Annotated in this window: 9 protein-coding genes; 4 read left to right on the top strand and 5 right to left on the bottom strand. The window is 60.6% G+C overall.

The genetic code is table 11. The features are described from left to right. Window positions 1–102: 102 nt before the first annotated feature. The gene (locus tag ROH8110_RS10105) at window positions 103–2,712 is read right to left on the bottom strand and encodes an AMP-binding protein (RefSeq protein WP_085817615.1); all 2,610 of its coding nucleotides are present in this window, start codon (window positions 2,710–2,712) and stop codon (window positions 103–105) included. Window positions 2,713–2,843: 131 nt separating this feature from the next. On the opposite strand from ROH8110_RS10105, the gene ROH8110_RS10110 reads away from it, so the two are divergent. The 3 genes from ROH8110_RS10110 (at window position 2,844) to ROH8110_RS10115 (ending at window position 8,595) form a co-directional block, all read left to right on the top strand. After that, window positions 2,844–4,148, top strand: a complete 1,305-nt coding sequence (locus ROH8110_RS10110) for a glycosyltransferase family 4 protein (RefSeq protein ID WP_085817616.1) — start codon at window positions 2,844–2,846, stop codon at window positions 4,146–4,148. Between the two features lie 26 nt (window positions 4,149–4,174). After that, the gene (locus tag ROH8110_RS18460) at window positions 4,175–4,579 is read left to right on the top strand and encodes a hypothetical protein (protein ID WP_139837403.1); all 405 of its coding nucleotides are present in this window, start codon (window positions 4,175–4,177) and stop codon (window positions 4,577–4,579) included. 512 nt (window positions 4,580–5,091) lie between these two features. Beyond that, window positions 5,092–8,595 carry a G8 domain-containing protein gene (locus ROH8110_RS10115; RefSeq protein WP_170156479.1) on the top strand — a complete coding sequence of 1,168 codons (3,504 nt, stop codon included), beginning with the start codon at window positions 5,092–5,094 and terminating at the stop codon, window positions 8,593–8,595. Window positions 8,596–8,702: 107 nt separating this feature from the next. Here ROH8110_RS10115 and xrtD read toward each other — a convergent pair whose 3' ends face one another. The 4 genes from xrtD to ROH8110_RS10135 all read right to left on the bottom strand — a co-directional run bounded on the left by xrtD (window position 8,703) and on the right by ROH8110_RS10135 (window position 12,715). Further along, entirely contained in the window at window positions 8,703–10,304 is a 1,602-nt protein-coding gene (xrtD, locus tag ROH8110_RS10120) for a VPLPA-CTERM-specific exosortase XrtD (protein WP_085817618.1), read from the bottom strand. A gap of 261 nt (window positions 10,305–10,565) precedes the next feature. Continuing rightward, window positions 10,566–11,141, bottom strand: a complete 576-nt coding sequence (locus tag ROH8110_RS18680; RefSeq protein ID WP_176236592.1) for a hypothetical protein — start codon at window positions 11,139–11,141, stop codon at window positions 10,566–10,568. 313 nt (window positions 11,142–11,454) lie between these two features. Continuing rightward, complete coding sequence (locus ROH8110_RS10130; protein WP_085817620.1) at window positions 11,455–12,006, bottom strand: ActR/PrrA/RegA family redox response regulator transcription factor; 552 nt, start codon at window positions 12,004–12,006, stop codon at window positions 11,455–11,457. A gap of 82 nt (window positions 12,007–12,088) precedes the next feature. Then, window positions 12,089–12,715 (bottom strand): SCO family protein, encoded by a 627-nt coding sequence (locus ROH8110_RS10135; protein ID WP_085817842.1) that lies wholly within the window; start codon window positions 12,713–12,715, stop codon window positions 12,089–12,091. 90 nt (window positions 12,716–12,805) lie between these two features. Between ROH8110_RS10135 and regB the strand changes: the two genes are divergently transcribed. Then, complete coding sequence (gene regB / locus ROH8110_RS10140; protein WP_085817843.1) at window positions 12,806–14,200, top strand: sensor histidine kinase RegB; 1,395 nt, start codon at window positions 12,806–12,808, stop codon at window positions 14,198–14,200. Window positions 14,201–14,239 lie beyond the last annotated feature (39 nt).

Raw genomic sequence — 14,239 nt, forward strand, 5'->3', positions numbered from 1 at the left:
AAAACTGAGCCTTATATTGTGAGGCATCTAGCACGATAATCCAGGGAACGACGCGGCCATGGCTGCACGCGAACACGCGCCGGCTCAAGCGACTTCGGCACACTAGCCAAAATACATCCGCCTGAGCCTCCATCCAAGATAAACCATCACCGCAAAGAATGCGGCTACAGGCAGGACCAGGGCGGCGGCGCTGGGCAGTCCGATGAGCAGCAATATATCCTTCATCGGGATGACGATCCCATGAAACGCGTAGATCGGAAGCGCCAGACCCCCGATAACGATCAGGATCTGCAGGACGGCACGGGCGATGCTCCCCAGTCCGCTCCAATGCCTGAGAAGCAGATCGAAAATCCCGACCAGAAACACCGTCGCGAAGAAATAGAAGACATAGCCGAGCAGGCTGATGAAAAACGGCGAGCTGCCCGTGGCAAAGGGATTGGGTGGCAGGACGTCCAGCCCCACGATCATCGACAACGCCATGCCACAGGCACCGGCCACCGCCAGCGCCCTGCTTGCCGCGTGAAGGTCATCCTGCTTCGAATACCAGTGGCCAATGGCGATCCCGCCGAAGACCAGTGCCGATAGCTGGAAGTAGCTGTAGCCCGCCACTGCCATCAGCCGAGGCCATTCCAGGATGCTGTTCAACTGTTGATCCGGCAGGATCGCCCGCATCGCCCAGGTCACCGGCAAAGCCAGCACGACGACCACCAGCGCCCGGAAAATCACGCTCTGTCCGCCGCTCAGATAGCGCAGCCAGATGCCTGCCGTGGCGAAGGCCAGTACGTAATATGCCAAGATGTTGTAGAACGCGCGAGCGACGCTGAGGCCGGTGATCGTCTGTCCTTCGATCATCAGCAGCAAGAGATGCACAGCCCCCAGCAGGCCGAGCCCTGACAGCACCAGCAGAAACGAGATGCGCAACCGCTTGTGCACCGACGCCGGGTCGCTGCCATAGGCGGGCAGGAAAAAGAACCCAAGCCCCACGCCAAAGACCGTGGCGAAACCCTCGGTGCCCATTCGCATGAAACCGCCCAGGAAATAAGTCACCTCCTCCGCGATACCCAGCCGTTCAAAGAACCCCGGCCCCCAATGCGCGAACATTACGGCAATGGCCATGATCGCGCGGGTGACGTTGATCGACCAAGTCGCCGTGGTTCTTTCCGGCAGCGCGACTGTGCCGGGGGCACCCGTCGCATCACCCGAGCCCGCGGCATCCTCGGTTGCCGCGACCTCGCTCAGCGTCCGCCCTTCCAGCGTGGCCCGTACGGTGGCGCGCTCGAACTGCCGCTCCATCACAAGTCCGATCTGAACGGCGCTCAGCGAGTCCCCGCCCACATCATAGAAGGTGTCGTCTCGCGTAATCGCACGCGCACCAGCCACCTTGCGCCAGGCTTCGGCAACCCTCGCTTCCGACTGGGTCAATGTCCGGCCCTCAGGCGCTTCGCTCGTGCTCTCAGCGGATATGGCTTCGCCTCGCGCCTCGTATAGCGCGCGCAGCTTGCGCCGCTGGATCTTGCCTGTTCCCGTCACCGGAATCGCCTCCACAGGAAACAGCCGCACGCAACCGCTCTGATCGACCCCGGATGCCTTCAAAGCCAGCTCAGCCGCCTTTTCGATCAGGGGCGCTCTTTCGGCGATGCTGTCATCGACAGCGATCAGGGCAGCGTCGCCGCGCAAGGGGTCGGATATCGAGCTGACCGCGATCCGGCCCTCACAGCCGCACAGATCGATGATCGCGCGCTCCAGGTTCTCGGCGTTCAACTTGACACCGGCGATATTCATCTGGTCGTCCAGTCGCCCGAGATAGTAGAGTGCTCCGTCACGGATCGCGCCCTCGTCCTTCGTGTGCAGCCAACCGTCACTGTCCGAGATCGCATCGATCCCCCCGGCATCGTTCAGAACGCCCAGCGCAACGTGATCGCCGCGGATACAGATTTCGCCCTTACTTCCGATCCGGACCTCGCTTGGCGGACTTGCCGTTCCCACGCTTTCAAGCAACGCCTCATCGCTTCTTGATACGTCCAGGAACGTGCTGCGCGATGCCTCGGTCAGGCCGTAATGCTGCACGATGCGCGCATTGGGAAACAGGGCTTTCAGCGCCAGCTTCTCGTCGCCTGACATGTATTGGCTGCCGATCTCGATCCATTTCACCGCCTGGCCTGCGTCGCCGATCGCATCCGGCGCGCTCAGCACGAGCCGCCAGAGCGTCGGCACAGCCGAGACGGCGTTGATCTCACCCCGCTCCAGCATCTCGCGGATTTCGACAGGGTCGAAACGCTCGGGCAGGAAAAAGCGCCCGCCCGCCGCCGATACGGCCCTCACGCGCCCCAATCCGAATGAATAGGTCACCGGAACACCGATATACTCTCGGATGGACTCATCCGGCTCCATCGCCGCATTCAACCGCATCACGACATCCGAAATGTTGCGCTGACTCAGCACGATGGGTTTCGGATGCCCCTCGGTGCCCGACGAGAACAGGATCTGCGCAGGCGCATCCGACATACCCGGCGTGAAAGCGTGCTGCCCCCAGCCGCCGCCAGGGGATGTCGCCAGCCGCTCGGTGATATCGAGACCGGGATAATGGGACAGGTCCAGCCCCGCGCGCTCTACCGTGAACGGTGCGCCGCTTTCATATAGGCGAAAGGCGTGTTTGAGGAAATCCAGAGAATTGCTGGCCTTGATTGCGACCGTCTTCAGCGTTGCCGTCATTCTGGAAACGCGGTCTGTTCGGAAAAAGGACTAAAAAACGCCATTGGAAAAACGCTTGCCTCTCGTAAGGTCATGACATCCGGCCGCGATGGGACCGACCATTTTCAAATTCATAAGACAGTGCCAATTTTATGGACCAAAAACCAGCTTGCGAGAACCCCGTTTCACCGACGCCGGATTACGGCCCCAAGGTTCTGATCGTTGCACAGAACGCCTCGGCTCGCATGGGTGGCGAAGCCTTCCTGCCGCTCAAGTATTTCGAGATTCTCAAGCAGCGCGGCATCCCGGCGACACTGATCGCCCATAGCCGCAACCGCCACGAGCTGACCGAGGCGCTGCCCGATTTCACCGACGACATGTATTTCATCGATGATACCGCCCTTCACCGGGCAACCTGGAATATCGGCAGGTATCTCCCGGCCGCGCTGCGCCCGGTGCTGATCGGCAACCTGCTCAACCAGATCAACGAGTATTACCAGGCGCGTCTGATCCGCCGGCTCGTCGGCGAGGGACGCGTCGATATCATTCATCAACCGATCCCCGTCTCACCGCGCGCGCCCTCGCGCATTCACGGCTTCGGCGTGCCCGTGGTCATCGGGCCGATGAATGGCAACATGTCCTATCCCGAGGGCTACGAGGATTACGAAAGCCGCGCGACACGGCTCCTTATCCCGGCGGCGCGCGCGCTCGGCATGTTCGCCAACCTTGCGATCCCCGGAAAGCGGCGCGCCGATGTTCTGCTGGTCGCCAATGAGCGCACCCGCGATGGGCTGCCCGTGCCCGATCGCACCCGCGCTGAATTGCTGGTCGAGAATGGCGTTGATCTTTCGGTCTGGTCCACAGACGATACGCCGCGCGCTCCCGCATCACCGGGCCGCCTTCGGCTGGTCTTCATGGGTCGCCTCATCCCCCTCAAGGGCCTGGATTTCACTATCGAAGCCATCCGCCTTGCGCGTGAACGCGGCGCCGATGTCACCCTCGATGTCCTGGGCGACGGCCCCGAACGCGCCAGGCTCGAAAAACGGATCGGCGAGGCCGGCCTTGCCGGGCATGTCACCTTCCACGGTTTCAGGCCGCAACGCGATTGTGCCGAAGTGCTGCGCGCATCGGATGCACTGATCCTCAACTCCCTGCGGGAATGCGGCGGGGCCGTGGTGCTCGAGGCAATGAGCATGGGCCGCCCGGTTATCGCCGCCGATTGGGGTGGTCCCGCGGACTACATAGACCCGACCTGCGGCATCCTGGTGGCACCCGCCCCTCGGCGGGATTTCCACCATCGATTGTCGCAGGCAATTTTAACCTTGGCCAACGACCCCGAAACACGCCACAATATGAGCGAGGCAGGCATACAGAAGATAAAAAGCCGGTTCGACTGGCAGAAGAAGATCGATCGGATCCTAGAAATCTATCACGAGGCGCTGACGGCACATCGCTGAGTCCGCGTCCGCATCGGCAGGGAGCAGTGCCCGATGATACCCAGACCCAATGCACCAGAACTTTGCCGCGCCCGGCGGAGCGCCCTTTTTTCGCCAGTTTTATCTGTTTCTCCTGCTTCGAGCGCCGGAATCTCTCCGGCTTCGACAGTCGAGACGATGTGATGACTCAGACGATGCGACAGAACAGAGTTCCCGAACACCTGATGGGAACCCGTCAAGGTTTGTTCTTCCTGCTCACGTCCGGCGTCTGCCCGCCGGTCGAGGATCACTGCGCGACCCAGGACCTTCCCAGGGCCAGGCCCGCACGCCCAGCGGCGCCCGCGCACAGAACCGCCCAGGCACCACAGCTCGAGCCTGCGCCACCGCCTGAACGTGGCAGTTCGATCCTCAACGAAGTCCTGTCTTCGGACGATTTTCACTTCAATCTCTGAAACCGCCAATACCCGCATGATCAGGTGCCGATTGGCAACCTCATCCAATGGATAGGGATCGGCAGAAAACCCCCACATACAGCCTATTCTGGGCAGAAAAGCGCTTGTTTCGCTGACGCTCTCCACGGGTATTTGTTGCCTCGGCAGGGCTCGGGTAACAGATCGTTACAAATTATGTCGGGACGCAGAATGCCCGGCGCGAGGTAGCGGTGAGTCCCATCACTGGATGTTTTCACACGGATCCGAAATGCGTTTCGGGTTCCCTGGAAGGATGCGGCTGTGCCAACCCGCGTCTCCCTGAAGACGTGCGGCCTAAGCCGTTCGAAAGTGGACACATTCTTGGGGATTGTATCTTTTTTTGACCCACGGCCCGCCCAGAAATGGACACGAAAGTTGGTCAGTCATCGAGGGGCGCAAGCGTCGTCCTTATTACAGGAGCATCGAAAATGCCTTTCGGTGAAAACAACGGAACAGATTTTTTCGGTACGAGTTTCAAGTCGAATTCTTTCGGCATGAATGGTTTCTGGAGCCCCGTTGGCGGGTCGGGCAATAGCATCTCTTCGCTCGCCCCCGTGACCAACATTTTCCAGCCAAGCGTCTTCAGCGGCACCTCGTTCTTTGATACCCCGAGCTTCAGCTTCTTCGGCCAGCCCTTCATCATCAAGCAACCCGGGAAATCTACACCCCACAAGCGCGACAAGAAGCACGACAAGGGTGACAAGGGTGACAACACCCCGCCCAAGGATACGCCTCCGGCCGATGACGGCGACGCAACGGATAACGGCGCGGGGCTCCTCGCAAGCTATTTCAGACTTGATTCAAGCGTCGACTCCCTTTCGAAGGTCGACTTCGACGCAACGCCTGATGCAACCGGCGCGGTGGCCGCACTCGACATGGCGCGCGCCTCGGACAACCCATTCTGGAAAGGTGGGCCAACCGACAATTTCGCAGCGCGCTACAGCGCCAAACTGAATGTCGAAAAGGCGGGGACCTACAGTTTCTATCTCACATCCGATGACGGCTCGGCGCTTTATATCGATGGCGTTCAGGTGCTCGACAACGACAATCCCCACGGCGATGTCATGCAGCATGTCGAACTTGAACTCGGCGCCGGCGCGCATGCGATCGAAGTGCGCTATTTCGAGAATTTCGGCGCACAGACGCTGACGATGGAATGGTCTGGCCCCGACACCAACGGCGCGCGCGGCACTCTTGGTGCCGACCACCTGACCCAGGCGCCCCCAGAACCTGTGACCGACGGCAGCGACCACGACATGGGCGACGGGTCCGGGGATCATGATGGCGGCATGGATGGCGGCCACGATATGGGCGACGGGTCCGGGAACCACGATGGCGGCATGGATGGCGACCACGACATGGGCGACGGGTCCGGAGACCACGATGGCGGCATGGATGGCGGCCACGACATGGGCGACGGTGGACATGACCATGCAAATGGCGACGATTCGGTGTATGATCAGCCCATGACAGCCGAAGAGGAAGACGCCTTCGTCGCGGCCGTGAAGAGTGAGCCGGATCATTCCGGCCATGCAGCCCATGCCGACGACGACATGAAAGCCATGGAGCACGGACAGCTTCTCGATCTCGTGCCGCGCTCCGAGGCGACCCATGTTGCCGTGCGTGACGGTGACTGGTTCGACCCAAACACGTGGTATGAGGGCCGCATCCCCGATGCGGGTGCCAAGGTCCTGATCCCCAAGGGCGTCTCGGTGCGCTATGACGGCGAAAGCGACGAGTCGCTGTTTACCGTCCGGGTCGACGGCGAACTGTCCTTCGCCACCGATACCGACACGAAGATGCTTCTGGATACGATGGCCATATCAACGTCGGGCCGTCTTGAAATCGGTACTGAAGACAACCCGGTGCAAGACGATGTACGGGCCGAGATCGTGATTGCCAATAACGGCGATATCGATGTCGGCTGGGACCCGACGCTGCTCTCGCGCGGCGTTATCTCCCATGGAGAGGCCGAGATCCATGGCGCAGCGAAGACAGCCTACACCAAGGTCGCTGCCGCTCCCATGGCGGGCGACAACGAGATCCATCTTGCCGAAACACCCGATAACTGGTCGGTGGGCGACACCATCGTTCTCACCGGTACCCACAAGACCGGCTGGACCTGGAACGGTCAGGAAAAGGAACATATCCAAAGCCAGGACGAAGAGGTGGTAATCTCCGCGATCAACGGCAGTACCGTCACCATCGACCGCGCCCTGCAATACGATCATGACGCACCGCGCGATGACCTGTCGGCCTATGTGGCCAACATGTCGCGCAGCGTCACCTTCTCCAGCGAGGATGGCGAGGCCACGGAGGTCCATCATCGCGGCCACGTCATGTTCATGCATAACGACGATGTCGATGTTCGCTATGCCGCCTTCGACGATCTGGGCAGAACAGACAAGTCCGAGCCGGCCTTCCATGTCGAAACTCTGGACACCGTCGAGGCCGACACCAACATCCAAGCCCGGTACTCGCTCCATTTCCATAAAACCGGTACCGAGGATCAGGACAATCCCGCCATCGCCTTCGGCAATACGGTCAGCGGTTCGCCGGGCTGGGGCTATGTCCACCATTCCAGCCACGCCGAGTTCGTCCAGAACATCGCCTTTGACGTCTTCGGCGCGGCTTTCGTTGCCGAGGACGGTGATGAAACCGGGCTCTGGTGGGAGAACATGGCCATCAAGTCCGAGGGCATCGGCTATGGCGATGCGAAAGCAAAATCGGGCGACGATGTGCATCGTGATGATGTCGGACGCACCGGCGACGGGTTCTTCTTCGGCGGCCGTGCCGTCGAATCCGGCCACAACATCGCGGCGAACACCACGCACGGTTATGTCTGGATGCTTCGCGCCGCCGATGCCAATCCGACCGCCGAGCAACTGGATCATCCCGATGCCTTCTACGGTCGCGAACCGCGAGGAAATGACCAGATTCCGATCCAGGGATTTCACGATAACGAGGCATTCGGCACCCAGGTCGGCATGATCGTCATCAAGAGCAGCACCTGGCAGGGCCACGAGGTCCGCACCGTGATGGACGGCTTCACGAACTGGGAAACATCCGAAGGGGTGAACCTCACCTATACGTCGCATTACACGCTGAAGGACTTCGACCTGCTCGGGACCACGAACACAGACAAGATCTCAAGGGCCGATACCGGGTTCAAATTCGGCGGACTGACTTTCGATCTGGTTCTGAACGGGTTCAAGGCCGAAGGCTTCGAACTCGGGATGGAACTCGATCAACGTGCCGAGGACACCTGGACTGACGCGGATTACGGCCATGTCATCATCGACGCCGAATTCACCAACAATGTGGTCGACGTCAACGGTTTCAATCCCGATCGCCACATGTGGCTTACCTCCGATGACCTGGTCGAGGGGCGTCTTTCCTTCGACATGCAGGGTTCCACCAACATCGCTGTCGTTGCCGGAGAGAACCTATACCTCGACGGAATCAAGACCGACTCCATCGGGTCTCGTGATCGCCAGTTCGTGAATGACGAGCAAAAGATCTGGCTGACCCCGATGCTGCAGAAGGACGGGTATTACGAGACCAAAAGCGGTGACTACGTCATGCTGGTCAAGGATTACATCGCCGACCGCGCGACCGGTGACTTGCTCAAGCTCACCCATGTCGTCACCATCGAGTCGAGCCTTGAGATGCTGAACAAGATCGGCGCCGTCAACAACGGGTTCATCGACCTGAACAGCCAGGCACCGGTCACGCAGGACGATCATTTCACCACGACCATGGGCTCGGCGATTGTGATCGATCCGCTGGCCAATGACTTCGATCCCGAAGGCGCCATGCTGGAGATCGATGGTTTCACCAACCCGTTCCATGCCAACGTGTCGCTACAGGACGATGGCACGCTGCTCTATGAGCCGCACGAGAACAAGGTTGGGTCCGAAAGCTTCGATTACTGGGCCGCCGACGATAACGGCGTTCTTTCCAAGGGCACGATCGTGATGGATATCTTTGATCTGTAAGCTTCAGGCGCGGGCGGTCTAGCGACCGCCCCCTGTTTCAAGTCTTTAACGGAAACCCGATGCGGCGCCTGGCTTCAGGTGTCGCATTTTCCTGTCGTTCCCCGCCATCAGGCCCCCGGCACGAATCGCGGCAGCTTGTCCAGTAGCGCCTGCATGCTGTCTTGCAAACGGGCTTCGGCGTCCTGCGCGGATTCGTCTTCACCGATGGGCGTGATCAGACGCACGATGGCGCTGTCGTCGCGACCGTCGCGCAGCTTGCCCATCATCAGGTGCATCTTGGCGGCATACATCGACGCCGTGCGCTCGCCCTGCTGCTCATACCAGTAATAGACCAACATCCGGCTTACACCCTTCTGGATGATCGCGCGGTTCAGCGAGAACGGCGCATCCGGCCTGCCATTCGCCGCAACCTCGATCTGCTCCAGCTTGGCGATCTCCCATCCAGCACCGGGAAGACAGACCTCCGGTGAATGAACGCCGCCGGTACTTTGATCCCTGTACCAGGCGATGAACAGTTCGACATTCTGTGCCATCCCTGCCTGCGCCAGCGTCGCGGACAGGTAATCATCCGCATTCAGGGCATTCTCGATCGCCGGGTCCAGCGCGCCATGTGCGGTCGCCGCCCAATCGCCCACCTTTGGTGGGAACAACACCAGCGGGTCGCGCTCCACGACAGCCGCCTCACGCTTGGGCAATGCCTGCCATCCGGCAGCCAGCCCGCCAACCAGCACCGCCGCGAAGATAAGCGCCACGGACGGACGGACCAGCCCGATGCGTTTCGCCTGCGTGCCCAGGCCCTCTGTTTCCAGATCCAGCGCCTGGATCAGCCCGATCCGGTCGCGCCGCAACTTCACCAGCAGCCATGCGAATACGAACAGGATCAGCACGCAGGAGATGAAGATCACCCAGCCCTGGAAGAAATGCGAGAATCCCTCGACATGCTCCATCCCGTAATTGTTGACGATCCACCCCGCGATCGCGATCCGGACCGAATTCATGAACACCGTGATCGGCGCCGCCGAAATCAACAGCAGCGCCTTGTGCAATATCGGCCCCTGGTAGAGCACCGCGAAGATGTAGGAAAAGCTGAGGATCGGGAACAGATAGCGCAGCCCCGAACAGGCCTCGGCGACCTGCAGCTTGAACACGCCGAGGTCGATGATGTTGCCTTCCAGGTAGACGGGCACGCGCATCAGCTGAAGGAAATAGACCCCCAGCTCGGATGAAATGCCCTGAAGATAGGTGGACAGCCCGTAATAGATCGCGCCGGGCAAGGGCAGCATGTACACCAGATGCACCACCGGCGGCCAAAAATGCTTGCCCGTTTTCCAGCCGAAACTGATCAACAGCACCGCACCGACCCACAGGATCAAGGCATAGGCGACGATGTCGGGAATATCGATCATCTTGCCGGCCGCACCCAGCAGAACTGCCACGATCAGCAGGATCACCCCCGGCCAGCGGTCATGCACCGGCCCGTCATTGACCGGCACGGTCTTGAGCTGGCGCAGGAACAAAAGCGCCGACAGAACCGGAATCAGCGGGCCGTGGCTGTATTCCGGCATCTTCCAGGCGGCCAGCAACTCGGCGATTCCCTCCCAGAAGAAAAGCCCCGCCGCCAGCGTCGCAAGCAGCAGCCACAGGCTGCCCCAGTGAAAATAATCGCCCGAAACTCTCGAAAAACGCGAAATGGAGCCGGTATCAGACATGAATGAACCCTCAATCTATATATCGAGTAAAAAAACGAGACCATTGGGGCACATGAACGCCCCGCGCAATAGCTTGTATTTTTACTGGATTTCAGGCTCAAAAGCCATGCCAAACCGTCCCCCGACCTGTTCACGATATCGCCGATTTTCCTGCCCCCGCAAACAATGCCATCGCCCCGCCGGGTTTGGTGGAGATTTGAAAACGAGAAGGGCGCCCATCAAGAGCGCCCTTCTCTGGTTCACTAGTCAGGGTCTTTTGGTTCAGGCGGCCTTGCGCTGACGCAGGCGAAGCAACCCGCCGAGTCCCAGCGCCGACAGCAACAGGGGCAGACCGGCAGGCAGCGGGACAACGCCTACACTGTCGAAAAACGTGATGTTGGAGTTTCCCTGCGGAAACTCGAAGTACACTTTGCCGCCTCCGGCAAATGCACCCGCACCATCCCATTCATACAGGTTGTGCGCCTTCGAGCCCTTGGCGGCAAATGCGGTAATTCCCGGATCGTTGCCATCGTTATTGTAGGCCCAGCTCCAGGTTCCACCGCCCTCGTCGACGATGGAAATTCCACCGAAGTCGCTCGAAGATCCGAAATAGGAATTGAACTCGGCCAAATCCCAGCCAGACGTGTTCTCATTGAATTCGTACTTCACGATCCAGGGCGAACTGTCGACATTGCACACCGTGTCGCCACCGCCGGACTTGAACTTCTCACAGTAGTTTCCGCCCTGACCGCTGTCGACACCTGCTCCGGTAAGCTGGAAGGTAGCTGCTTGCGCGTCAGACCCCGTGCACGCCAATCCACCGATCAAAACAAATGAAATATGCATCAGTGATTTCATTCAAACGTCTCCAATACGAAACTGCTGTCTAAATTTATTGGGCTGTGCACCTGACAGAAATTCACAAGAGTCAGATGCAAAGGTGAAAATGTTAATCCGAACATTCTGACACATTCTCGCCTCATTCCCCAGATCAATTTTTTCTGGATGGCGATTATGCAACCTCCGGCAGAAGCGATCCCGTCAGGATTGCGCTCTGTCTCACCGCAAGCAACGCTTACGGGAATGATCCATTGTCATCATTGCGAATTGCGGCACCGGCGCGAATCGGCGCCTTGCACGGGCGCAGCCCTTCGGCGGGGCGCGGTCCGCGCTATCTGGGCGAGCGTTTCGCCAGGATGCGCTGCAAAGTCCTGCGATGCATGTTCAGCCGCCGCGCCGTCTCCGACACGTTGCGATCGCACAGCTCATAGACCCGCTGGATATGCTCCCAGCGCACGCGGTCCGCGCTCATCGGGTTTTCCGGTGGCGGCGGCAGTTCATCTCCGGTGGCCAGCAGGGCATTGGTGATATCCGTGGCATCAGCGGGCTTGGACAGGTAATCGGTCGCCCCGATCTTGACCGCGGCCACGGCCGTGGCAATGGCGCCATAGCCGGTCAGCACAACGACACGGCTGTCGGGGCGGCGTTCGCGGATCACCTCGACCACGTCCAGCCCGTTGCCATCCTCAAGCCGCAGATCGCAGACCGCATAGGCGGGCGGGCGGGCGGTTGCTATGGCCTTGCCGGCGGCGACGGAGTCAGCTGTTTCAACCTCGAAACCCCTTCTTTCCATCGCCTTTGCAAGGCGGCGCAGGAACGGTTCGTCATCGTCAACGAGAAGAAGCGACTTGTCGCCCCCTATCTCGCGCAAATCGCCGGTCATGCCGACCCTCCTCTCGTTCGCGCACACTGGTATACGCCAGTTCTATCCTCGACCGGTGGGGGCGTCAAACTCTCGCGCAACGTCACATCGCGTCCAGAAAACACTCCACCCGGTCCGCCATCCGGTCAGGTCCGATATCACGCCGGAAGAACTCCACAAAGCCAATTTCGGGCAAGGCGAGATACGTGAAGGTCGAATGGTCCACGAGGTAATAGTCCTCGTCGCCCTCGGCAGGCTCCTGTTTCTGGTAATAGGTGCGATAGGCCTGGCTGGCCGCGCGGACCTGTTCGGACGATCCCGTCAGCCCCAACAGGCGCGGATGCAGGTTGTCGGTGAAGTCGGTCAGCATTTCCGGCGTGTCCCGGTCGGGGTCGATCGAGATGAAGACAGGCTTCACCATGCGGCCCCTTTCCTCCAGAACCTCGACAGCCTCGATATTGCGCGACATGTCCAGCGGGCAGACGTCCGGGCAGAAGGTATAGCCAAAGTAGAGCAGTGTCGGCTGGTCGATCACATCTTCGTCGGTGACCGTCTCGCCATTCTCATCCACCAGGGTGAACGGCCCGCCGATCTTGGCGCCGCCCCCGATCTTGCCTTCGCGGCACTGCGCAAAGCGGTCCTCGCCCCCCGACCCGAAGCTCAGGAAATAATGCGCCGCCAGCGCCGCCACCAGGACCGCTGCTGCGGCAATCGCGATCATCCGTGTCATCGGGGGTTCCTCATTGTTCTGGGCATCTTTCGCGCTCTGTGGCACATCTAACACCACAAGCGGAACATGCAACGGGACCGAAGCGCGCAGATGTCCGAAATCCCCCCCGGCACATTCAAGTCCCGCAGTCGCGGCAACTGGATCCGGCTTCGCACGCTGGTGGTGCTCAGGTGGTGGGCCATCGCCGGGCAGGTCACGGCCCTGATCGTGGCCCAGCGCCTCTATAATCTCGACCTCGAGATCGGCCTCTGTTTCCTCGTGATCGGGGTTTCCGTGGTCTCCAACCTGGTCGCCGCGTTCATCTACCCCGAGAACAAGCGCCTGTCCGAAAGCGAGACCCTCCTCGTCGTGCTTTTCGACATGCTGCAACTGGGGCTGCTGCTGTTTCTCACCGGCGGCCTCAACAACCCGTTCTCGATCCTCATCGTCGGACCGGTAACCGTCTCGGCCTCGGCGATTTCGTCGCGCTCCACCATGTTCCTCGGACTGACCGCGATCCTGACGGTCTCGCTACTGACCCAATTCCACCTGCCACTGCGCACCGAGCAGGACTTTGTCCTGCGCATGCCCGATCTGTTCCTGTTCGGAAACTGGGCCGCCATCGTGATCGCCATCATCTTCCTTGGCGTTTATTCCCGCTGGATCGTTTCCGAGATGGACGCCATGTCCGACGCGCTTCAGGCCACCCAGATGGCGCTGGCACGCGAACAGAAACTGACCGATCTGGGCGGTGTCATCGCCGCCGCCGCGCATGAGCTCGGCACCCCGCTGGCCACGATCAAACTGACAAGCGCCGAGCTCGCCGATGAACTCTCGGATAATACCGAGCTGCGCGACGATGCGCTCCTGATCCGCCAGCAGGCGGATCGCTGCCGCGACATCCTGCGCTCGATGGGGCGCGCGGGAAAGGACGACATGCACCTGCGCAAGGCGCCGCTGACCGCCATCCTGGACGAAGCCGCCGAACCCCATATCGACCGCGGAAAACGTATCCATTTCGTCCAGGGTTCTCCCTCCGGTCCACTGGAGACGCAACCGACCATCTATCGCCGCCCCGAGGTCGTTCACGGGCTGCGCAACCTGATCCAGAACGCCGTGGATTTCGCCCGTGCCAACGTCTGGATCGAATGCTGGTGGGATGACACAAGCATCACAGTGCGCATCATGGATGACGGGCGCGGGTATTCGCCACATGTCCTCAGCCGCATCGGCGAACCCTTCATGCGCCGCCGTGGCGCGCGCGACGATACGCGCCGTCCCGGCTATGAGGGGATGGGGCTTGGGCTGTTCATCGCCAAGACGCTCCTTGAACGGTCCGGCGCCGATCTCAGCTTCGCCAACGCGTCGGATGCGACCAGCGAGGCGGGTCACCATCCCGACGCCGTCGGCGCGGTGGTGCAGCTGACATGGCCACGCGCGCGGATCGAGGCCGAAACCGCCGATGACCGCCGCCCCAGCGGCGAGAACCTGCCCTTCCGCGCCTGACCCTGTTAACCGTCGATTAACCACTTCCGGCCAACCTGC

It is taken from the genome of Roseovarius halotolerans (assembly GCF_900172255.1).
Classification (GTDB): Bacteria; Pseudomonadota; Alphaproteobacteria; order Rhodobacterales; family Rhodobacteraceae; genus Roseovarius; species Roseovarius halotolerans.

Excerpts from the sequence above, each read along its gene's own strand:
- ROH8110_RS10105 (WP_085817615.1), bottom strand. The coding sequence starts at position 2,712 with ATGACGGCAACGCTGAAGACGGTCGCAATCAAGGCCAGCAATTCTCTG.
- ROH8110_RS10110 (WP_085817616.1), top strand. The coding sequence starts at position 2,844 with ATGGACCAAAAACCAGCTTGCGAGAACCCCGTTTCACCGACGCCGGAT.
- ROH8110_RS10115 (WP_170156479.1), top strand. The coding sequence starts at position 5,092 with ATGAATGGTTTCTGGAGCCCCGTTGGCGGGTCGGGCAATAGCATCTCT.
- xrtD (WP_085817618.1), bottom strand. The coding sequence starts at position 10,304 with ATGTCTGATACCGGCTCCATTTCGCGTTTTTCGAGAGTTTCGGGCGAT.
- ROH8110_RS18680 (WP_176236592.1), bottom strand. The coding sequence starts at position 11,141 with ATGAAATCACTGATGCATATTTCATTTGTTTTGATCGGTGGATTGGCG.
- ROH8110_RS10130 (WP_085817620.1), bottom strand. The coding sequence starts at position 12,006 with ATGACCGGCGATTTGCGCGAGATAGGGGGCGACAAGTCGCTTCTTCTC.
- ROH8110_RS10135 (WP_085817842.1), bottom strand. The coding sequence starts at position 12,715 with ATGACACGGATGATCGCGATTGCCGCAGCAGCGGTCCTGGTGGCGGCG.
- regB (WP_085817843.1), top strand. The coding sequence starts at position 12,806 with ATGTCCGAAATCCCCCCCGGCACATTCAAGTCCCGCAGTCGCGGCAAC.